The following is a 19,306-nucleotide window of genomic DNA, read 5'->3' as shown; positions in this document are numbered from 1 at the left end:
CTTCATTGCTTGTTCGCCGTCTTGGGACTGTGTTCCTTCTCGACCGCCGGACCCACGCCTTTCGGAACGGACCTGGTCGGCACCTTCTTCACGTCTTCGCTGGGCGCCGCGGTGCCCAGTTTCTCGCTCTTGATCGGGACGTTGGCCGCGTTCAGCGCCTGGCGACTGAGCGGGGCCGCGCCGGTGGCCGGGGCGGCCGCGGCCGAGCCCGGCGCGGCGTTGGCCGGCGCTGCCGCGGGCATGCCTGCGTTCGGCGGGGTCACGCCCGGCGGCACCATGCCGGCGGCAGCGGCGGCGCGCGCCGCGCCCGGTGGCGCGGCGCCGGGCGCCTGCGGGTTGGCGACGGCGCCCGGCGCCATGGTACCCGTGCCGGCGATACCAGCCGCGCCCGGTGGCGCGGCGCCGGGCGCCTGCGGGTTGGCGACGGCGCCCGGCGCCATGGTACCCGTGCCGGCGATACCGGCCGCGCCCGGTGGCGGCGTCACGCCCGGGGCGGCGCCGGCCGGCATGGCGGCGCCCGGAGCGGCGGTCACCGTTGCAGCCGGGGCCGCGGCAATCGTTACCGGCGGGTTGATGCGCCAGCCCTTCGAGGATGCCTGCGCGCGCCAGCGGTTGCTCAGGGCGTCCATCGTGGCCATGAGCGCCTCTTTGTCCTTGGCGGCCTTGGCATCGGCCGCCGCCTTCTTGGCCGCGGCTTCCTGCTGCTGGGCCGGCGTCAGCGCCGGCAATGCAGCCGAGGCGGCGCCGCCCCAGGCCAGCAGGACGGCCAGCGCGGCGCGCAAGCAGCGGTGGTGAAATGGGGTATTCATTGCTTCGCTCCCAGTGTGCCTGGCGCCGCCGGTCCCTGCGGCGCGGTATTGGTGGCGGCCGGCGCCTCGACCGTGCCGGGGGCGGGTGCCGCCGTGCGGCCGTGGTCGCCCGGTGGGGTCTGGGTGCCTGGCTGCGCGCCCGAAGGCGGGGTGACGCCCGAGGTCGGCCCCTGGCCGGTTTCCTGCACGGTGCCGGCGGTGGCCGCGCCGCCCGTGGTACCGCCCGCGCCGCCCGCGATGCCGGGCTGGCCGCCGGCATAGGTCGCGTCGGTCACTGGCTTGGCGGTGCTGGCGATGATGGCGCCGCTGCTGCGCCCGCCCGCCGAGACCTGGCCCGGATACTTGGTCTGCTCGATGCCGCCCACGCTCGGGTGGCGGCCGCGGTCGCAGCCGCTGGCCCCCAGCGCCAGAACGGCCAGCGCGCCATGGATCAGGATGGTGGATGCTTTCATGGTGTCCCTCATGGGCCGCTCAGTGCGCGGGACCGGGCCGCGGGGAAGACCGGCCCGGGGCCTTGTCCGGATGCGGCCGGTGCGCCGGATCGGTGGCGGTGCCGTTCCTGACCTCTTCGTGCCACAGGGCGTGGTGGGCGGCGGCCCAGTTCTCGTCGACCGTGCCTTCGCGCATGGCCTGGTAGGCGCCCGGCGTGCCCCAGGTGCCGATGTAGATGTGGCCCATGGCCGCGGCGATGTACAGGGCGGCGCCGCCGATATGCAGGTAGTTCGCCGCCTGCAGCACCCAGCGGGTCTGTCCGAAGGTGACGAAGTCGAGGATCAGGCCGGAGATCGACATCACGATGCCCAGCAGCGTCACGCCGAGCCAGAACCAGGCCTTCTCGCCAGCATTGAAGAAGCCGGCCGGCACGTGCCTGTGCGACACCAGTCCCCCACCCTGCTTCACCCACTGCCAGTCGTTCCGGTTGAAGAAGTTGCGCCGCACGAAGGTAATGAACATCAGGATCGAACACACGATAAACAGCGGCCCGACGAAATTGTGCAGGTATTTCGAGATGATGGCGAACCAGGAGAACAGGTCGTGCCCCATCCAGGGCAGCATGATGTTCTTGCCGTACATGATGATGATGCCGGTGACCGCCAGCGCGATGAACGTATAGGCCGTGGCCCAGTGCACATGGCGCTCCCAGGCGGTGAAGCGCTTGATGCGCCGTCCGGACGCCGGCACTTCCTTGGCCGCGCCGATGATCTGGTAGAACACGAAGATCAGGAAAGGCACCGCCAGCAGGATGAAGCCGGCGATGCTCGCCAGCGGGCCGTTGCGCAGGTGGCGCCAGGTGTTGCCGCCGCGCTGGACGATGACATTCGCCTCGGTGGCGCCGTACTGGCCCAGGTAGTTGCGGTCCATGTGGACCCGGCCCGACGCCGCGTTGCCCATGCCGGGCTCGGGCACGACGGAATCGGCTTCGATCTGGAGCATGGTCTGCTCCTCGGCATAGGCGGGCTTGGCATCCTTGTTCGGTACGCCGGCCCAGGCGGACGGGAGCAGCAGCGCGGAGACCAGCAGGACCAGCAGCAGCGCCTGCCAGACGGGGAGCTTCGCGCGCAGGGAAGTGGCGGACATGGTCGGCTCCTTACGGGTTGGCCCGGTTGTACTCGTTCTGCTTCATGCCGCGGTCCTGGACGGCGGCCGACCAGGCCAGCCGGTCGCTGTGGAAGCGGGTCTGGAAATGCCGGTTGTCTTCCTTGCCGGCGTACTTGCCGTGCAACCATTCGGGATGCTGGTCGACTTCGAGGCAGCCTGCCAGCAGCAGTGGCAGCGCCAGGACACAGTAGCGGAGAAGCTTCATTGCGGGAACCTCCCCGGCTGGTTCTGCACGTCGCCGGTTTGCTGGTTGACACGCGGCAGGTCGCCCTTGGTCTTGATCTCGCCGCCCCGTTTCGGGCGGCCGTACGCGATCTTCCAGCCCCACAGCTCGGGACCGTAGCCGCGGGTCTCGACGCGCTGGCGGTAGATGTCAGCGATCTGGTTGGCCTCGCCGCCCAGCAGGGCCTTGGTGCCGCACTGCTCGGCGCAGGCCGGCAGCTTGCCCTCGGCAATGCGGTTGCGTCCGTACTTCTTGAACTCGGCTTCCGAGGTATCCGGTTCCGGACCGCCGGCGCAGAAGGTGCACTTGTCCATCTTGCCGCGGTGGTTGAACATGCCCGTCTCCGGGAACTGCGGCGCGCCGAACGGACAGGCGTAGTAGCAGTAGCCGCAACCGATGCACTGGTCCTTGCTGTGCAGGACGATGCCGTCCTCGGTGTGATAGATGCAGTTGGTCGGGCACACCGCCAGGCAGGGTGCGTCGGTGCAGTGCATGCAGGCCACCGACACCGAGCGCTCACCCGGGATGCCGTCGTTGATGGTCACCACGCGGCGCCGGTTGATGCCCCAGGGCGTCTCGTGTTCGTTCTTGCAGGCGGTTACGCAGCCGTTGCAGTCGATGCAGCGCTCCGTGTCGCAAATAAATTTCATTCTTGCGGCCATACCATCCTCCTCCGCTGGTTGGTGAGGCGCACTAGGCCTTGACGACCCGACACAGCGACACCTTGGTTTCCTGCATCATCGTCACGGCGTCGTAGCCGTAGGTCCAGGCCGTGTTGATGGCCTCGCCGCGCACGGTGGGCGCGCCGCCTTCGGGATAGTGGCGCTCGAGGTCTTCGCCCATCCACCAGCCGCCGAAGTGGAAGGGTGCCCACACCAGCCCGATCGGCACGCGCTCGGTCACCATCGCCATCATCTTCAGGCGCGCCCCGGTCGGGGTCTCGACCCAGACGTAGTCGCCGACCTTTGCCCGGATCTGGGCCGCGTCGCGCGGGTTGATCTCCACGAACATGTTCTGCTGCAGCTCGGCGAGCCAGGGGTTGGAACGGGTTTCCTCGCCCCCGCCTTCGTACTCGACCAGGCGTCCGGAAGTCATGATCAGCGGATAGTCCTTCGAATAGTCGACTTCCTGCACCGACTTGTACAAGGTCGGCAGGCGCCAGAAGTTGGCCTTGTCGTCGTAGGTCGGGTACTTGGCGACCAGGTCGCGCCGCGGCGAGGCCAGCGGCTCGCGGTGGACGGGCACCGGGTCGGGGAAGTTCCACACGTTGCAGCGGGCCCGTGCATTGCCATAGGGCGCGCAGCCATGGGCGATGACGACCCGGATGATGCCGCCCGAGTTGTCGGTCTTCCAGTTCTTGCCCTCGGCCATGGCCTGCTCCTGGGGCGTCAGTTCGGCCCACCAGCCGAGCTTTTTCAGGAACACGTGGTCGAACTCCGGATAGCCGGTGTCAAGCTGGCTGTCCTTGTTGGTCGAGCCGTCGGCCGCCAGCAGCGAGGAGCCGTTGTGCTCGACGCCCCAGTTGGCGCGGAAAGGCATGCCGCCCTCGCCCACGCTCTTGTTGATGTCGTACAGGATCGGGGTGCCGGGATGCTTCATTTCGGGCGTACCCCAGCACGGCCACGGCAGGCCATAATAGTCGCCCTTGCACGGACCGTCGTCGGCGCGCATGGTGGTCGGGTTGAAGGTGTGCTTGTTCTCCATGTGGAGCTTGAGGCGCTCGGGCGAGCAGCCGGTGTAGCCGATGGTCCAGCAGGAGCGGTTGATCTCGCGCAGGATGTCCTCGACCACCGGTTCGTTCATCACGACCTTGATGTTCTTGCACAGTTCCTCGTGGAAGCCGAACTTCTTGGCGAACAGGTACATGATCTCGTGGTCGGTCTTGCACTCGAACAGCGGCATGATGACGCGTTCGCGCCACTGGATGCTGCGGTTCGAGGCGGTGCACGAGCCCGAGGTCTCGAACTGCGAGGCGGCCGGCAGCAGGTAGACGCCATCGGTGCGGCCGTGCATCGACGCCGTCATGCTCGGATAGGGGTCGATCACCACCAGCATGTCGAGCTTCTGCATGGCGGCCTTCATGTCCGGCAGGCGGGTCTGGCTGTTCGGCGCGTGGCCCCAGTAGATGACCGCGCGCAGGTTGCTCGGCTGGTCGATGTACTTGTTCTCTTCATTCACCGCGTCGAACCAGCGCGACACCGTGATGCCGGGCTTTTCCATCAGCTCCTTGGAGCCGAAGCGCGACAGGATCCAGTTGTAGTCGACGCCCCAGACGCTGGCGAAATGCTTCCAGGCGCCCTCGGCCAGGCCGTAGTAGCCGGGCAGCGATTCGCCGTTGGGCCCGACGTCGGTCGCGCCCTGCACGTTGTCGTGCCCGCGGTAGATGTTGGCGCCGCCGCCGGGAACACCAATGTTACCGAGCGCCAGCTGCAGGATGCACAGGGCGCGCACGTTGGCGGTGCCGACGTGGTGCTGGGTGATGCCCATGCACCAGACCACCGAGGATGGCTTGTTCTTGGCCAGCATCTCGGCCGCCATGCGGACCGAGGCTTCCGGCACGCCGGTGATATCCGAAACCTTGTCCGGCGTCCACTTCGCGACCTCCTTGCGGACATCCTCCATGCCCCAGGTACGGGCCGCGATGTATTCCTTGTCTTCCCAGCCGTTCTGGAAGATGTGCCACAGGATGCCCCACACCAGGGGGATGTCGGTACCCGGCCGCACCCGCACGTAGTGATGGGCGAAGCGCGCCGTGCGGGTGAAGCGCGGGTCGATGACGATCATCTTCGCACCCAGTTCCTTGGCGTGCAGGAAGTGCAGCATCGAGATCGGGTGGGCCTCGGCCGGGTTGGAACCGATGAACATCACGGCCTTGCTGTGGTGCAGGTCGTTGAAGGAATTCGTCATCGCCCCGTAGCCGAAGGTCTGGGCCACGCCCGCGACCGTGGTCGAGTGGCAGATGCGCGCCTGGTGGTCGCAGTTGTTGGAGCCCCAGAACGCGACCCATTTGCGCAGCAGGTAGGCCTGTTCGTTGCTGTGCTTGGAGCTGCCGATCACCATCAGCGCATCCGGCCCGGCCTTCTGGCGCAGGTCGAGCAGCCGGTCGCCAATCTCGCTGATGGCCTGGTCCCAGGAGATGCGCTGGTACTTGCCGTTCACCAGTTTCATCGGGTAGCGCAGGCGGTGCTCGCCAAAGGCGTGCTCGCGCACCGACGCGCCCTTGGCGCAGTGCGCACCCATGTTGATGGGCGAATCGAAGGCGGCTTCCTGGCGCACCCAGACGCCGTTGGCCACCACCGCGTCCACCGAGCAGCCCACCGAGCAATGGGTACAGACGGTGCGCTTGATCTCGGTGGGTACCGGGGCGTCCGGCACCGGATCGGCCCGCGCCGGCTCGATCACGTTCAGTGGCAGTTGCCGGGCCAGGGCGCCGGCGCCGGCGGCGACACCGGCACCGACCAGGAAGCGGCGCCGTTTGAGTCCGCTGTCGCGGACGGACTTGACTAGGGACATGCTGGCTCTCCGATTGCGCGCGATGCCTTGCGCCGATGTGTCAGTGCAGCCTTCCGCATCACCAGTAGGCGGCGGTCTCGTAGTAGCGGCGGATATGCTCGGTTTCGTGGTAGCCGCGCTTGGTCCCGGGTGCCGCCGCTGGCGCCGCGGCCGGCGCCTCGGCCGCCTGCGCGCTGCCCGCCACCACGGCCAGCGCGCCCAGCGGCGCGGCCTTCAGGAAGCCGCGGCGGCCGCGGTCGGGCGCAGCCTGCGCACCGTTTTGCTTGTCCTGCGGATGCTGTTCCATGCCTGTACCTCTTCTGTGCTCAAACGGGTGATTCTGCGAGTGCTTCCCCGACCACGAACGCTTCGGCCTCGATATCGAGGAAGGCGCCGGCCAGGCGCGCGACCAGCCGGTAGTAGTTTGCCCCCTCGGCTGCCGCGATATCGGCCAGGCAGCGCGCGTACCAGGGTGCGATGTGGGCGTCGAAGAAGGCCTGCTGGCGCGCCAGCGGCTGGCGTGCGATCGCCAGCGGCGCCGGCGCCCCCGCGATCAGCACGCGCATGATCTCGCACAGCGCGCCCAGGTGGTCTTCGAATTCGCCCACGCCGCGCACCCGCTGCAGGCCGCAGCGCGCCAGGTCGGCGCGCAGCCCGGCCAGCGGGGCGTCGTTCATGTAGCCGGCCAGGTAGCGCGAGCCGTAGGGATTGACCGGCGGCGTGCCGACACTGATGAAGAGCTGGTCGAATTCCTCGGCCACCGCGGCCGGGTCCATCACGCTGGACGCCAGCGTGAGCGCTTCCCAGGCCTGCTCCAGGGCCGGGTCGCCACCTTCGGCCGCGATCGGATCGGCATGCGCCAGCGCGTACAGCAGCTGCGTATCGGGCGCCGCCAGTAGCAGGCGTGCCAGCAGGGCGTACAGGTCCGCGCGCGCCTGGTCTTCGCCGGAAAGCGCAAGCGCGACTGGCACTGCGGCGGGCGCGGCTGGAGCGGAAGGATGGCCGACCTGGGGCGCCTCGGAAAGGGACACGGTGCTGCTCTCCTGTGTTAGCAAAGGGTCATGGCCAGTGTAGTCCTCCTATGCGGCGGACCGCGCACGGTTGACCGGCCCGCGCCGACGGATGGCGCCCTGCCGTCCCGTCGTCGTCCCGTCGTCGTCCCGCTAGTGCATCCCGAGCGCGTGCATGAGCATGCGCAGCGCATAGGCCACCGCCGCCAGCGCCGACACGCCGCCCAGCCACAGGGCGGCCAGCCACCCCAGCCTGCGCATCCACTCGCGCCGGCCGGCCATCAGTGGTACCCCGCGTCGGCCTTGACCTTGCCCCGGAACACCCAGTACGACCAGCCCGTGTACATCAGGATGACGGGCAGGATGAACAGGGTGCCGACCAGCGCGAAGCCCTGGCTGCTCGGGGGCGAGGCCGCTTCCCAGATCGAGATCGCGGGCGGCACGATGTGCGGCCAGATGCTGATCGCCATGCCGGTGTAGCCGAGGAAGATCAGGGCCAGGGCCGCCACGAATGGCACCCGGTGCGGGTCCCGCTTGAGCGAGCGCAACAGCAGGACGATGAAGACCAGCACCAGCACCGGCACCGGCGCCAGCAGCACGATGTTCGGAAAGCTGAACCAGCGCTCGGCCACCGCCGGGTCGCGCAGCGGGGTCCAGATGCTGACGACGACGATGGCGGCCAGTAGCAGCAGGGCAAAGGGGCGTGCCACCTGCACCATGCGCGCCTGCAGTTCGCCCTCGGTCTTCATCACCAGCCAGGTGGCGCCCAGCAGCGTGTAGGCGACCATCACGCCCGCGCCGGCCAGCAGCGGGAAGGGAGCGATCCAGTCGAGCGGCCCGCCGGCATAGCTGCGCCCGGACACGGCGATCCCGTCCAGGAAGCCGCCCAGCGCGACGCCCTGGAAGAAGGCTGCCACCACCGAGCCGCCGATGAAGGCGGCATCCCAGCGTCCCCGTTCGTGCTCCTTGGCCTTGAAGCGGAACTCGAAGGCCACGCCGCGGAACACCAGCCCCACCAGCATGAAGATCAGGGGCAGGTAGAGTCCTGACAGGATGATCGAATAGGCCACCGGGAAGGCGGCCAGCAGACCTTCCCCGCCCAGCACCAGCCAGGTCTCGTTGCCGTCCCAGACCGGGGCCACGGTGTTCATCATGGTGTCGCGGTCGCGCTTTTTCGGCGTGAAGGGAAACAGCAGGCCGATGCCGAGGTCGAAGCCGTCCAGCAGCACGTACATGAAGACGGCGAAGAAGATGATCACTGCCCAGATGACGGTGGTGTCGATGCCCATGCTCAGCGCCCTCCCCTGCCGTCCTCGGACAGGTCGTCGTCGTTGCCCACGTCGGCCGCGGACAGCGGCCGCATCGGCGTGCGTTCCTCTCCGGGGCCGCCCTCGGGCGGACGCTGCAGCTCGAAGCGCTGCGGCCCCTTGCGGATCATGCGCAGCACGTACACGGTGCCGGTGCCGAACACGAACAGGTAGGCCACCACGAACAGGGCCAGGGTCAGGGCCAGCGGGCCGGCGCCGTGCGGCGACACGGCATCGGCGGTGCGCAGCACCCCGTACACCACCCAGGGCTGGCGCCCCACCTCGGTGGTGGTCCAGCCGGCCAGGATCGCCACCAGCCCCGCCGGCCCCATCCACAGCGCGAAGCGCAGGAAGGCGCGCGCATGCCACAGGCGCGCCTCGCCATCGCGCTTGCGCCGCAGCCACAGGCTCCAGGCACCGAGCGCGATCATCAACAGGCCCAGGCCCACCATCAGGCGGAAGCTCCAGAACACGATCAGCGAGTTCGGACGCTGGTCGCGCGGAAAGTCCTTGAGCCCGGGAATCTGCCCGTTCCAGCTATGGGTCAGGATCACGCTACCCAGGTGCGGGATGCCGACCGCGTAGTTCGTCCGTTCCTGCTCCATGTCGGGCACGCCGAACAGCAGCAGCGGGATGGCGCGCCCGCCTTCGTTCTGCCAGTGGCCCTCCATCGCCGCCAGCTTGGCCGGCTGGTGCTTCAGGGTGTTCAGGCCGTGGAAGTCGCCGACCACGGCCTGGATCGGGGCCACGACCAGGATCATCCACATGGCCATCGACAGCATCTTGCGGACCGCCGGATTGTCGCGCCCGCGCAACAGCTGCCAGGCGCCGGACGCGCCCACGATCAGGGCCGTGGTGAGGTAGGCCGCGATCACCATGTGCACCAGGCGGTAGGGAAAGGACGGATTGAACACGATCGCCAGCCAGTCGGCCGGCACCATGCGCCCGCCCTCGATGGCATAGCCCTGCGGGGTCTGCATCCAGCTGTTGGCGGCCAGGATCCAGGTGGCCGAGATCAGGGTGCCGAGCGCCACCGCACAGGTGGACGCGAAGTGCAGGCCGGGGCCGACACGGGTCCAGCCGAACAGCATCACGCCCAGGAAGCCCGCTTCCAGGAAGAAGGCGGTCAACACTTCGTAGGACAGGATCGGCCCCAGGATGCTGCCGGCGAATTCGGACAGGTAGCTCCAGTTGGTGCCGATCTGGTAAGCCATCACGATGCCCGACACCACGCCCATGCCGAAGGTGACGGCAAAGATCTTGAGCCAATAATGGTAGAGGTCGACATACACCTGGCGCCCCGTGCGCAGCCAGCACAGCTCGAGCACGGCCAGGTAGCTGGCCATCCCGATGGTAATGGCCGGAAACAGGATATGGAAGGACATCGTGAACGCAAACTGCACCCGCGCCAGGTCCAGGGCGGACAAACCGAACATGCGGACTCCTCCTGCTGGTCGTGTATTGCCGTCTTGCTGCGCTGTTGTTCGCAGCGTGTCCAATGCTGCCGTCGTGTGGGCAGAATCTAGCACGGACGGCGGGTGCGCACGCTTGGGCTGTTGGGTTTCCTTGGCGACGGCAAGCAGGACTGGCACCATGCGCCGCCCTGATCCACCTTAACCAGAGGCAATACTGCCGGGAAAGAGCGCCAGCATTCGGCTATAGTGGCCCGGTCTTCCAGCCGCCAGTGATGGGTACGCAGGCTGGGTCCGCATTTGGTCCTGGGCGCATAGGGAGCTGGCATGAGGAACGAGCACGATGAGGTGGCCGGGCCGGACGCCGGCGCGCAATGCCTGGCGCGGATCGTCTCCACGCTGGCAAGCTGTGGCGGCGAGGCCGCCGTCCAGCCCCTGATCGAGCTGGTCGGTAGTCCGCTCGCAGGGGACGCCGTGTTCGCCGCCAAGCGCGCCGCCCTGGCCGGCCTGGGCGGCCTGGCGCGCCGCAGCGGCAGTCCGGTGGCGCTCGGCTTCCTGCGCCAGGTGGCCGGCGACATGGTAGTGGCACGCGCGCTGGCAGCACTGCAGGCGACGGCGGAGAGGGCCGAGGCGGCCACGGCCGGCACGGCGCCGCGCAGCCTGGATACGCTGGCGGGCGAGCTGGCCGTGTCCGCCACGATCGGCCTGCTGCTGTCCGGTTCGCCCGAACCGGTCGCAGCCATCTATAATGACTGCGTCCGCACTCCATTCCAGCCCATGAACCAAGCCATCCCGCTGCCCGGCGACGCACCGGTCTCCATCCAGACCCTCAAGACCAGCTGCAGCGCGTGCAGCATGCACCAGCTGTGCCTGCCAATGGGACTCGAAGACGCCGATATCACCCGCCTCGACCAGATCATCGGCCGCCGCCGGCGCCTGGCGCGCGACGAGCGCCTGTACGGAGCTGGCGAGCCCTTCCGTAACCTGTACGCGGTGCGCTTCGGACATTTCAAGACCTACCAGCTGAACGCGGCTGGAGAAGCCCAGATCACCGGCTTCCAGATGGCCGGCGAACTGCTGGGCATGGACGCGATCAGCGGCAGCCACCACTGCGACGCGGTGGCGCTGGAAGACAGCGAAGTGTGCGAGATTCCGTTCTCGCGCCTGGAAGAGCTGTTCGGCGAGGTGCCGGCCCTGCTGCGCCACTTCCACCGCATCATGAGCCAGGAAATCACGCGCGAGCAGAACGTCATGCTCCTGCTCGGAAACATGCGTGCCGAACAGCGCTTCGCGGTATTCCTGGTCAACCTGTCGGCGCGCTACGCCGCGCGCGGCTATTCGGCGCACAGCTTCCAGCTGCGCATGTCGCGCGAGGACATCGGCAACTACCTGGGCCTGACCATCGAGAGCGTGAGCCGGCTGCTGTCGCGCTTCAAGAAACAGGGCTGGCTGCAGGTCGACAAGCGCGAAGTCACCCTGCTCGATCCGGCCAAGCTGAAGGCGCTGGCGGCCGGCGTCGATGCCTGCAGCCCGATGGGCTGAGCGCCGCCTCAGACCTCGATGACGAGCTGCGGGCGGAAGGCTTCCTGTTCGCCCTTGCTGAGGTAGCCGAGCGGATTGGCCACCACGCGGCAGGACCAGGGCCGCCCCGCTTCACTGCCGCTCACCACGTAGTCGTTCGTGCAGTGCAGGTGGCCGTGCATCCACAGGGCCGCTTGCGGGAACAAGCCATCCAGCGCATTGCAGAAGCCCGCGGTGCCCGGCGTCAGGCCATAGCGCGGGTCGGCGCTTTGCAGGCTGGGGGCGAAGTGGGTCACTACCACGGTAGGCCCATCGAAAGGCGCCGCCAGCGCCGAACGCAACCAGTCCTGGCATGCCAGCGACATGGCGCGGATGCCTTCCGCCAGCACCTTCTCGCCCTGCTTCAGGGTGGTGTTCTTCGACAAGTAATAGTTCGCCGCGCGGAAGGCCTTTTCGCGCCGCTGCAATTGCTTGCCCAGATCCTGTTCCTTCAGCGCCAGCGCATCGAAGTCGCTCCACAGGGTGGTGCCGACAAAACGCACTCCGTCGATGACGAGGGTCGCGCGCTCCAGCCATTCGATACCGAGCCGGGCACAGGTGGCGCGCAGGCGCGCATAGGCCTCGTCGTATTCCAGGCCGTCGAATTCATGGTTGCCGGGGATGTACAGCACGCGCGCGCGGCCGGCGCCCGGACGCCGGGGCGAAAAGCGTCCGAGGCCGAAATCCTGGTCCTCCAGGCGCGAGCCGTCCTGATAGGAGCCGATGTCGCCGGCCAGCACGACCACCTCGGTGTCATCGTGTACGACAGGGATGAAATGGGGGTAGCGTTCGAGATGCAGGTCTGAAAAAAGCTGGATGCGCATCCGGGCAGTATAGCGGCTTTCCCTGGAAGCTGATGCGCACGTAGGGCGCGCTCGCCGGGACGGCCGTTGTCGCGGCCACCGGCGGCCAAGGCCGGGCAATAGAAGGCATTCACCATCTTGCGGTCGCGCGCCTGGAAGGCCAGGTGGTGGCGCCCGGTCAGCACGCCCTGTGCGGCGGCGCTGGCGTGCGCACCACCAGCTGGATGTGGTCGATGAGGCGCCCGCGGTAGATTTCCTGCGTTTCCATGCTTTCCTCCTGTGGAAGACCCTCCCGAAAGACTGGCAGCGTGCCTGCAGTGTAGGAGCAAAGCGCGCTCGCGGCAACGCCCTGGGAGCGAAGCCGTCGCCGTCTTTCACGCCCGGTGGCTAGGCCAGGCCGGGCGGTTTACCCAGCGCGGTCTGTGCCAGCAGCGCCTGGGCATCCCGGTCGATCCGCGCGGCCGGTACGTGGCGCAGCACGCAGTCCGCGAAGGCCGGCAGGCCCATTAGGTATACCGAGATCCGGACCGTTTCGCCGGACTGCAGCGCGAGCTTGAAGCAGCCGCTCGCCTTGCCGTAATGGACGCGCTTCACCTCGTCCCAGCGAAAGGCTCCGCGCCGGCCGGACATGCGGCCATACGCCATGCCCTGGTCCGACACGCTGTGCCGGGCGTGCACATAGTCGGCCAGCAGCGCGCCGGGCAGCAGGATGAAGCCCGCCAGCATGCACACGGCAAGCACCGGATGCTGCGGGTCGGGCCAGATCATCGCGGCCACCGTCACGCCGCAGAAGAACAGGATGCCGACGAGGGCCAGCGCCAGCATCGAGGGCGGATAGGCCAGCATCATCGCCTGTTCCGGAGGCCGCGGGCGCAGGCGGCTGCGGCCGAGCCAGCGCATCGTCAGGCTCAGGGCGGCCATGAAGAAGGCCCATTTTGCCAGCGTGGCGAGGATGCTTCCCTCCAAGCTAGGCTCCCTGCTGGCGGACGATCCAGGCGTCGACCAGTTCGCCCAGCACGTCCAGCGGCACGGAACCGGCACCCAGTACCAGGTCATGGAAGGCGGGGAGCGAAAATTTCTCGCCGAGCGCCGACTTCGCCTTCTCGCGCAGTTCGATGATGCGCAGCATGCCGATCATGTAGGCATTGGCCTGGCCCGGCCAGGCGACGTAGCGCTCGACCTCCTGCGCGCCAATGCCGTAGTCGATCGCCTGCTGGCGGGTCCAGCCCTTGGTGTGCAGGCCGGTGTCGACCACCAGGCGGCGCGCACGGAACAGTTCCGAGCCGAGCGCTCCCAGCAGGCCGGGCACGTCGCCTTCGTACCAGCCCTGCTCCACCGCCAGCCGCTCGGCATACAGGGCCCAGCCTTCCGAGTGCGCGCTGCCGCCGCTGAAGATGCGCTGGCTGCGGTACTTCGGAATGCCGGTGAGCTCCTGCTGGATCGCGAGCTGGAAGTGGTGGCCGGGCACGGCCTCGTGGTAGGACAGGCTGCGCATGCGCACCATGTCGAAGCTTGGCCCGCGCAGCGGCACCCAGAAGATGCCGGGACGGCTGCCGTCCGGCGCCGGCAGCGAGTAGTGGGCGGCGGCCGAAGGCTCGGTCAGCGGCGGCTCGCGCCGCACCTCGACCGGGGCGCGCGGGGTCAGGTTGAACAGCGCGCTGCTGCGGCGCTCGGCGTCCTTCACCATGTCGGCGTAGCTGGCCAGGATCGCGGGCCGCGGATCGCCCTCGCCCTTGGGCTGGAAGCGGGCATCGAGCTGCTTCATGCGCGTTTCGATATTGCCCTCGGCGAGGCCCAGGGCGCGCAAGTGCCGGTCCATCTCGCCTTCGATGCGCGCGACCTCGCGCAGGCCGATCGCATGGATCTCGTCCGGGGTGAGCCTGGTGCTGGTGAAGTTCTCGACCGCGCGCGCATAGGCGGCGGCGCCATTCGGCAGGCGCGAGATGCCGGCGGCGTCGCCGGTGCGCGGGTGGAGTTCGGCCATGAACGCCTGTACCCGCTGGTAGGCCGGACGGATGCGCTCCTCGACGATGCGGGCGGCGCGCGCCAGCGCGGCCTGGCGCGCGGCCGGGGCCAGGCCTTCCATCCGCTCGGTGCGCTGTGCCAGCGAGCTGACCAGCACGTTCTGCTGCGCGGCCGGCTTCAGGAAGCTGTCGACCTGGAATTGCGCGCGCTCCAGGATGAAGCGCGGCGGGATCAGGGACCTGGCGGCCGCATCACGGGCGCGCGCCAGCGCTTCGTCCATGCGGGTGCCGACCTGCGCCAGGCGCGCCAGGTAGCTGTCCACGTCCTGCGGATTGCGCAGCGGATGGGTGGTGGTCATGAAGTTGACCAGGCCGACCTGCACGCCGCTGAACTGCGAAAAGATGAAGGCATGGTCTTCGAAGGGCTCGTTAGCGACCACGTTCTGCAGCGACCAGCGCATCACGGCGGCGGAGATGCGCTGGCTTTCATCCAGCGGCCCGGCCATCCACTTGTCCAGGCGCGCCAGGCCGCTGCGCGCCAGCGCCTGCATCTTCCGGCGCTGGGCGCGGGTCAGGGGCGTTAGCTCGCGGTCCAGGCGCGCCTGCCCGGCGCCACTGAAGTACTGGGTGGAGGTGGCCAGCTGCGGGTTCATGCGCACCCAGTCCTCGGCGAACTTCTCGGCCCAGGTGTCGAAGGCCTTGTTGGCCTGGATTGCCTTGGCGGCGGCATGCATGGACGGCGCGGCCAGTGCCTGGGACGGCAGGCAGGCAAGGGCAATCGCGGCCGGGAGGAACAGTGCGCCGATGGCGGCGCCGATGCGGCGCTGGCGGAGGGATGGCATGTGTCTCGTTTCCTTGTTCTCGTTGGGATGGACGGCGCCGTGCGCCGTGCTTGCCGCGGAGGAATCTAACATGGAAATGGCCGAGACAACAGTCCGCGCTGGCGAGGCATCATGGGTGCTATTTACCGGAAAGCCCGCCACCCACTGGAAGCCCAGGTGTTGCTGTCGCACGGCCGCCTGCGACCGGAACGCGCGTATCCTGCTGGGCGGATGCCTATTGCTGGACTGAAGAAGCTTGGCGACGCAGCCAGCGCGCAGCAAGGCCTGTCCGGTCTCGCCAGCGCCCTGCCATGAACCTGCGTCAGTGCCGTCGCTGTCGAACCGGTCACCGGACCGGAACGCTGATTGGAAGCCGAACAGCGCCTTGGGACGGTCGGACCTGCATTCATGTGCCCCCCGCGCCCGCCAGCTTCGCGCGCGTGTAATAGCGCCGGTCGATGAAGCTGACGATATCGAGCGGCCCGGCGAACTCCACCATTTCGTTGCGCCCCTCCCTTGCCGGATCCAGGAACAGGACCCTGCAGTTGCCTTCCACGGCGTCAGCGACCGCCCTGCCCTCGACCAGGATGGCGCCGCTGCCGTCCAGGAAACAGGCCTTGATGCCGTCGTAGGGACTGCGCCGCACGCCCTGCAGGCGCGCGTGGAAGGCCGAGACGCGCCGCTGGACCGCGCCGATCTGCGCGCGCGCGCGCGCGATGTCGGCGTAGGGCATGCGCCGGCTCTCCGGCACCCGCAGCGTCCACCAGATGCTGAGCCAGGGCCGCCAGCTGCCGCCGATCACGATCTCGCCGCGCTCGTCGTAGGCATCCTGGATCTCGGGCAGCGCGAAATAAGCGCCGCGGCGCACCGGCACGATGACATCGACCGAGCGGCTGCGGACCGAGACCGTGAGCCTGCCCTCGTCCAGCGTATCGCGCTGCGCTTCGGTCAGCCCCGCGGTACTGATGCGATACCACAGGTCCACCAGGCGCGGTCCCGGTGGCAGGTAGCGCACCAGGGTATGCTGCGCCTCAAGGAAATAGCGATAGGGGATTTCCGCCATCGCCCGCGAAGCGCCGACCGTGACCGACTGGACCGCCGGCTCGGCCGGCGGCGCGCCGGTGCTGGCTGTGCTGGCTGCGCCGGCAGCGAGCGCAAGGAAGGCGATGCAGGAGCGGGCAAGGATGCGCATGGTGGCGAAGCTTGGTGGCGATTCGCCCCATGCTAGCGGAATGGCCGGCCGAAAACCAGCGGATTGTCACGGCGCGTCGGCCACCAGGGTCAGCGCCGGCTGCTTGGTCCAGTCCCAGCTGCCGGCCAGGCGCCAGTTGCGCGCGCCGCCCTCGACCACCACCTGCCAGTGGGTCGCTTCCAGGCGGGGGGCGGCCGCCGTGAAACGTCCGCGGGCGTCGGGCAGGGCCTCGAGCACGCGGTCGCGTTCGGGCTGGGTGGGATGGGCCAGCCGGATGTGGAAGGGTGCGGCCAGCGGCTGGCCGTGGCTCTCCAGGCGGCCCTCGAGCCGCCCGCGGGCCGCATCGTAGCGCGCCTCGAAGCCGAGACCGAGCCGGGTCGCCTCGCGGTCGCGGCGCAGTTCCTGGTTGATGGCCTTGCCCTGTTTGTAGTAATCGCCCACCACCATCGCGTCCGGGCGGCTCGCCGCCAGCCACAGCATCACGGCGCCGCCGACCAGCACCAGCACCGGGCCGATCATCAGGAACCATGGCCAGCGGTGCCGGTACCAGGGAGCGGCCGGCTGGGGTGTCGCATTCGCGTACATGTTGGTTTTCCTTCCTTACTTTGGAACGATGAATGCCGCCTCTTCCCGCACCTGGTGCGCGGCACCGTCCGTCGAGGTCAGCGTGAAGGCGATCCGGTTCGAACCGGGCCGCCCCTCTCCGCCCGCGATGCGCACCCGCACCGGCAGCGCGCGCGTCGTCGCGGCGTCGATCTCGACGATATCCTGGTCCGCCACCCGCGCCGAGGCGATGCCGTCGACGCTGATGCGCAGGCGTTGCGGCGCTTCCAGGGTGTTCATGACCTGGAGCCGGTACACGTTCTCGATCATGCCGTCCTCGACCTCGCGTCCCATCGCGCCGCGATCGCGGATCACGTCCAGCTTGAGCGGGTTGCGCAGCGCGAGCGAGGCGACCATCGCGCCGCCGAGGATGGCCAGCACGGCGGTATACACGAGCACGCGCGGACGCAGGATGCGGCTACGCACCTGGCTGGCGCTGAAGCGCTGCGCCAGCGCGTTCTCGGTGGCGTAGCGGATCAGGCCGCGCGGGCGCTTGACCTTGTCCATCACGCCGTTGCAGGCATCCACGCACGCGGCGCAGCCGATGCATTCGTACTGCAGGCCCTGGCGGATGTCGATCCCGGTCGGGCATACCTGCACGCACATGCTGCAATCGATGCAGTCGCCCGCGCCCGCCGCGCCCTGGCGCGGGCTGCGCGGTTCGCCGCGCGCGGCGTCGTAGGTGACGATCAGGGTGTCCTTGTCGAACATCGCGCTCTGGAAGCGCGCATAGGGGCACATGTACTTGCACACCTGCTCGCGCAGCCAGCCGGCGTTGCCGTAGGTGGCGAAGCCGTAGAACAGGACCCAGAAGCTTTCCCATGGGCCGAGGCCGAAGCTCGCTGCGTCGAAGCTCAGTTCGCGCACCGGGGTGAAGTAGCCGACAAACGTGAAACCGGTCCACAGCGCGACCAGGCCCCAGGCCGCATGCTTGCCGCCCTTGCGCGCCAGTTTTTCCAGGCTCCAGGGCTGGCGGTCGAGCCGGATGCGGCTGCTGCGCGTACCTTCGAACTTGCGCTCGATCCACAGGAAGATCTCGGTATACACCGTCTGGGGGCAGGCGAAGCCGCACCATACCCGGCCCGCCACCGCCGTCACCAGGAACAGGCCATAGGCGCACAGGATCAGCAGCGCGGCCAGGTAGATGAAGTCCTGCGGCCACAGGACCAGGCCGAACAGGTAGAACTTGCGGCTGGCCAGGTCGAACAGCACCGCCTGGCGCCCATGCATCTCGATCCAGGGCAGGCCGTAGAACAGCAGCTGGGTGAGCCAGACGCAGGCCCAGCGCAGCGAGGCGTAACGGCCCTTGATCTCGCGCGGATAGATCTCCTGGCGGGCGGCGTACATGCGGATCACCGCCTCCTTCGGGGCATTCATTTTGCGGCCGCCGTCACGATGGGCTGAACCGGCGCCAGGGTCTTCGGCTGCTGCGGATGCGACAGGCTCCAGACATAGGCCGCCAGCACGTGCACCTTTTCTTCACCGAGGAACTCGCCGAAGGCCGGCATGGTGTTGCTGCGGCCCTTGCGGATGGTTTCCATCACGGTTTCCTGGCTGCCGCCGTACAGCCACACCTTGTCGGCCAGGTTGGGCGCGCCAAGCGCGGGATTGCCCTCGCCTTTGGCACCGTGGCAGGCCACGCAGGCGGCAAACTTCGGCTTGCCGAACGAGACCTTGATCGGATCGGCGCTCAGGCCCGACAGGCTGCGCACGTAGGACGCCACGCTCTCGATGTCCTTGTCCGAGCCGAGCGCGGCGCCCATCGGCGGCATCATCCCGACCCGGCCCTGCATGATGGTGTGCTTGATGGTCGACGGTTCGCCGCCGTGCAGCCAGTCGCCGTCGGCCAGGTTCGGGAAGCCCTTGCTGCCGCGCGCATCCGAGCCGTGGCACTGCGCGCAATAGGTCAGGAACAGGCGCTCGCCGATGGCCTGAGCCTGGGGATCGGCGGCGACCGCCTTCAGGTCCTGCTGCGCATACTGGGCGAACAGCGGGCCATACTCGGCCTTGGCCTGCTTCAGTTCGGCCTTGTATTCGCCGCTGGAGTTCCAGCCCAGCTTGCCGGCGTAGCTGCCCAGGCCCGGATACAGGGCCAGGTAGCCGAAGCCGAACACGATGGTGAGCCAGAACAGCACGATCCACCATTGCGGCATCGGGGTATTCAGTTCGGTCAGGTCCTCGTCCCAGACGTGGCCGGTGGTCTGTTCGTGCGTGCCGTCGGCGCGCAGCTTGACCTTGTAGGTCGACTGCGACCACAGCAGGATGCCGCAGCCCAGGATCGACAGCACCGTGATGACGGCCACATACCAGTGCCAGAACTCATTGAAGAAATCAGCCACGCTCGCTCTCCCCTGCCGCTTCGTTCTCGTCCATGAAGGGCAGCCGCGCGGCCCTGTCGAAATCGCTGCCCTTGCGCAGCAAGTAGGTCCAGCCGACGATGCCCAGGAAGGTCGTGAAGCTGATGACGGTCATGACGCTGCTCGCGTCGTCGAAGATCTGTTGGATTGCCAT

The 19,306-nt window shown here is 68.3% G+C and carries 20 protein-coding genes and 1 pseudogene; 1 reads left to right on the top strand and 20 read right to left on the bottom strand.

The annotated features are described in order from the left end of the window. Nucleotides 1-2: 2 nt before the first annotated feature. From LCI23_RS15710 to LCI23_RS15660, 11 genes are all read right to left on the bottom strand, one after another. Nucleotides 3-809 (bottom strand): hypothetical protein, encoded by an 807-nt coding sequence (locus LCI23_RS15710; protein WP_224947433.1) that lies wholly within the window; start codon nt 807-809, stop codon nt 3-5. Then, on the bottom strand, nt 806-1,261 hold the full coding sequence (locus tag LCI23_RS15705) for a hypothetical protein (RefSeq protein WP_224947382.1): 456 nt from the start codon (nt 1,259-1,261) through the stop codon (nt 806-808). The genes LCI23_RS15710 and LCI23_RS15705 overlap by 4 nt, the downstream gene beginning before the upstream one ends. Nucleotides 1,262-1,280: 19 nt before the next feature. Continuing rightward, entirely contained in the window at nt 1,281-2,387 is a 1,107-nt protein-coding gene (locus LCI23_RS15700; RefSeq protein WP_224947381.1) for a formate dehydrogenase subunit gamma, read from the bottom strand. Between the two features lie 10 nt (nt 2,388-2,397). Then, nucleotides 2,398-2,613 carry a hypothetical protein gene (locus tag LCI23_RS15695; protein WP_224947380.1) on the bottom strand — a complete coding sequence of 72 codons (216 nt, stop codon included), beginning with the start codon at nt 2,611-2,613 and terminating at the stop codon, nt 2,398-2,400. Beyond that, on the bottom strand, nt 2,610-3,281 hold the full coding sequence (fdh3B, locus tag LCI23_RS15690) for a formate dehydrogenase FDH3 subunit beta (protein ID WP_235584460.1): 672 nt from the start codon (nt 3,279-3,281) through the stop codon (nt 2,610-2,612). Before fdh3B ends, LCI23_RS15695 begins: the two co-directional genes overlap by 4 nt. A 43-nt stretch (nt 3,282-3,324) precedes the next feature. After that, on the bottom strand, nt 3,325-6,144 hold the full coding sequence (locus LCI23_RS15685) for a formate dehydrogenase subunit alpha (RefSeq protein ID WP_224947378.1): 2,820 nt from the start codon (nt 6,142-6,144) through the stop codon (nt 3,325-3,327). 58 nt (nt 6,145-6,202) lie between these two features. Continuing rightward, nucleotides 6,203-6,430: a formate dehydrogenase gene (locus LCI23_RS15680; protein WP_224947377.1), complete on the bottom strand. Its 228-nt coding sequence runs from the start codon at nt 6,428-6,430 to the stop codon at nt 6,203-6,205. 19 nt (nt 6,431-6,449) lie between these two features. Beyond that, the gene (locus LCI23_RS15675) at nt 6,450-7,154 is read right to left on the bottom strand and encodes a molecular chaperone TorD family protein (protein ID WP_224947376.1); all 705 of its coding nucleotides are present in this window, start codon (nt 7,152-7,154) and stop codon (nt 6,450-6,452) included. Between the two features lie 132 nt (nt 7,155-7,286). Beyond that, nucleotides 7,287-7,415 carry a DUF2474 domain-containing protein gene (locus tag LCI23_RS15670; protein ID WP_224947375.1) on the bottom strand — a complete coding sequence of 43 codons (129 nt, stop codon included), beginning with the start codon at nt 7,413-7,415 and terminating at the stop codon, nt 7,287-7,289. Beyond that, entirely contained in the window at nt 7,415-8,422 is a 1,008-nt protein-coding gene (gene cydB, locus LCI23_RS15665) for a cytochrome d ubiquinol oxidase subunit II (RefSeq protein WP_224947374.1), read from the bottom strand. The genes LCI23_RS15670 and cydB overlap by 1 nt, the downstream gene beginning before the upstream one ends. 2 nt (nt 8,423-8,424) lie before the next feature. Then, nucleotides 8,425-9,876 carry a cytochrome ubiquinol oxidase subunit I gene (locus LCI23_RS15660; protein ID WP_224947373.1) on the bottom strand — a complete coding sequence of 484 codons (1,452 nt, stop codon included), beginning with the start codon at nt 9,874-9,876 and terminating at the stop codon, nt 8,425-8,427. Between the two features lie 753 nt (nt 9,877-10,629). On the opposite strand from LCI23_RS15660, the gene fnr reads away from it, so the two are divergent. Further along, nucleotides 10,630-11,394, top strand: a complete 765-nt coding sequence (gene fnr, locus LCI23_RS15655) for a fumarate/nitrate reduction transcriptional regulator Fnr (RefSeq protein WP_224947429.1) — start codon at nt 10,630-10,632, stop codon at nt 11,392-11,394. Nucleotides 11,395-11,402: 8 nt separating this feature from the next. On the opposite strand, the gene LCI23_RS15650 is transcribed toward fnr, so the two are convergent. The 9 genes and pseudogenes from LCI23_RS15650 to LCI23_RS15610 all read right to left on the bottom strand — a co-directional run bounded on the left by LCI23_RS15650 (nt 11,403) and on the right by LCI23_RS15610 (nt 19,306). Then, nucleotides 11,403-12,236 (bottom strand): metallophosphoesterase, encoded by an 834-nt coding sequence (locus LCI23_RS15650; RefSeq protein WP_224947372.1) that lies wholly within the window; start codon nt 12,234-12,236, stop codon nt 11,403-11,405. A 47-nt stretch (nt 12,237-12,283) separates the two neighbouring features. Further along, nucleotides 12,284-12,483: pseudogene (locus tag LCI23_RS15645) on the bottom strand (VOC family protein); the annotation flags it as partial. Between the two features lie 119 nt (nt 12,484-12,602). Further along, nucleotides 12,603-13,181 carry a hypothetical protein gene (locus tag LCI23_RS15640; protein ID WP_224947371.1) on the bottom strand — a complete coding sequence of 193 codons (579 nt, stop codon included), beginning with the start codon at nt 13,179-13,181 and terminating at the stop codon, nt 12,603-12,605. A 1-nt stretch (nt 13,182) separates the two neighbouring features. Continuing rightward, a complete protein-coding gene (locus LCI23_RS15635) occupies nt 13,183-15,021 on the bottom strand; it encodes a DUF885 family protein (protein WP_224947370.1) in 1,839 nt (612 codons plus the stop codon). 385 nt (nt 15,022-15,406) lie between these two features. Then, nucleotides 15,407-16,192: a hypothetical protein gene (locus LCI23_RS15630; protein WP_224947369.1), complete on the bottom strand. Its 786-nt coding sequence runs from the start codon at nt 16,190-16,192 to the stop codon at nt 15,407-15,409. Between the two features lie 66 nt (nt 16,193-16,258). After that, nucleotides 16,259-16,777 (bottom strand): FixH family protein, encoded by a 519-nt coding sequence (locus tag LCI23_RS15625; RefSeq protein ID WP_224947368.1) that lies wholly within the window; start codon nt 16,775-16,777, stop codon nt 16,259-16,261. 15 nt (nt 16,778-16,792) lie between these two features. Continuing rightward, entirely contained in the window at nt 16,793-18,172 is a 1,380-nt protein-coding gene (gene ccoG / locus LCI23_RS15620; RefSeq protein WP_224947367.1) for a cytochrome c oxidase accessory protein CcoG, read from the bottom strand. Then, on the bottom strand, nt 18,169-19,134 hold the full coding sequence (gene ccoP / locus LCI23_RS15615; protein ID WP_224947366.1) for a cytochrome-c oxidase, cbb3-type subunit III: 966 nt from the start codon (nt 19,132-19,134) through the stop codon (nt 18,169-18,171). Before ccoP ends, ccoG begins: the two co-directional genes overlap by 4 nt. Further along, nucleotides 19,127-19,306 carry a cbb3-type cytochrome c oxidase subunit 3 gene (locus LCI23_RS15610; protein WP_224947365.1) on the bottom strand — a complete coding sequence of 60 codons (180 nt, stop codon included), beginning with the start codon at nt 19,304-19,306 and terminating at the stop codon, nt 19,127-19,129. Before LCI23_RS15610 ends, ccoP begins: the two co-directional genes overlap by 8 nt.

Origin of the sequence: Massilia sp. MS-15 (assembly GCF_020176695.1) — a bacterium.
GTDB classification, from domain to species: Bacteria; Pseudomonadota; Gammaproteobacteria; order Burkholderiales; family Burkholderiaceae_D; genus Telluria; species Telluria hydrophila.
The sequence above is the reverse complement of the archived record's forward strand: the minus strand, read 5'-3'. Positions and strand labels throughout refer to the sequence as shown.

What these genes read in the sequence shown, in the direction of transcription:
- LCI23_RS15710 (WP_224947433.1), bottom strand. Translation starts at nt 809, where the DNA reads ATGAATACCCCATTTCACCACCGCTGCTTGCGCGCCGCGCTGGCCGTC.
- LCI23_RS15705 (WP_224947382.1), bottom strand. Translation starts at nt 1,261, where the DNA reads ATGAAAGCATCCACCATCCTGATCCATGGCGCGCTGGCCGTTCTGGCG.
- LCI23_RS15700 (WP_224947381.1), bottom strand. Translation starts at nt 2,387, where the DNA reads ATGTCCGCCACTTCCCTGCGCGCGAAGCTCCCCGTCTGGCAGGCGCTG.
- LCI23_RS15695 (WP_224947380.1), bottom strand. Translation starts at nt 2,613, where the DNA reads ATGAAGCTTCTCCGCTACTGTGTCCTGGCGCTGCCACTGCTGCTGGCA.
- fdh3B (WP_235584460.1), bottom strand. Translation starts at nt 3,281, where the DNA reads ATGAAATTTATTTGCGACACGGAGCGCTGCATCGACTGCAACGGCTGC.
- LCI23_RS15685 (WP_224947378.1), bottom strand. Translation starts at nt 6,144, where the DNA reads ATGTCCCTAGTCAAGTCCGTCCGCGACAGCGGACTCAAACGGCGCCGC.
- LCI23_RS15680 (WP_224947377.1), bottom strand. Translation starts at nt 6,430, where the DNA reads ATGGAACAGCATCCGCAGGACAAGCAAAACGGTGCGCAGGCTGCGCCC.
- LCI23_RS15670 (WP_224947375.1), bottom strand. Translation starts at nt 7,415, where the DNA reads ATGGCCGGCCGGCGCGAGTGGATGCGCAGGCTGGGGTGGCTGGCCGCC.
- cydB (WP_224947374.1), bottom strand. Translation starts at nt 8,422, where the DNA reads ATGGGCATCGACACCACCGTCATCTGGGCAGTGATCATCTTCTTCGCC.
- LCI23_RS15660 (WP_224947373.1), bottom strand. Translation starts at nt 9,876, where the DNA reads ATGTTCGGTTTGTCCGCCCTGGACCTGGCGCGGGTGCAGTTTGCGTTC.
- fnr (WP_224947429.1), top strand. Translation starts at nt 10,630, where the DNA reads ATGAACCAAGCCATCCCGCTGCCCGGCGACGCACCGGTCTCCATCCAG.
- LCI23_RS15650 (WP_224947372.1), bottom strand. Translation starts at nt 12,236, where the DNA reads ATGCGCATCCAGCTTTTTTCAGACCTGCATCTCGAACGCTACCCCCAT.
- LCI23_RS15635 (WP_224947370.1), bottom strand. Translation starts at nt 15,021, where the DNA reads ATGCCATCCCTCCGCCAGCGCCGCATCGGCGCCGCCATCGGCGCACTG.
- LCI23_RS15630 (WP_224947369.1), bottom strand. Translation starts at nt 16,192, where the DNA reads ATGCGCATCCTTGCCCGCTCCTGCATCGCCTTCCTTGCGCTCGCTGCC.
- LCI23_RS15625 (WP_224947368.1), bottom strand. Translation starts at nt 16,777, where the DNA reads ATGTACGCGAATGCGACACCCCAGCCGGCCGCTCCCTGGTACCGGCAC.
- ccoG (WP_224947367.1), bottom strand. Translation starts at nt 18,172, where the DNA reads ATGAATGCCCCGAAGGAGGCGGTGATCCGCATGTACGCCGCCCGCCAG.
- LCI23_RS15610 (WP_224947365.1), bottom strand. Translation starts at nt 19,306, where the DNA reads ATGGCAATCCAACAGATCTTCGACGACGCGAGCAGCGTCATGACCGTC.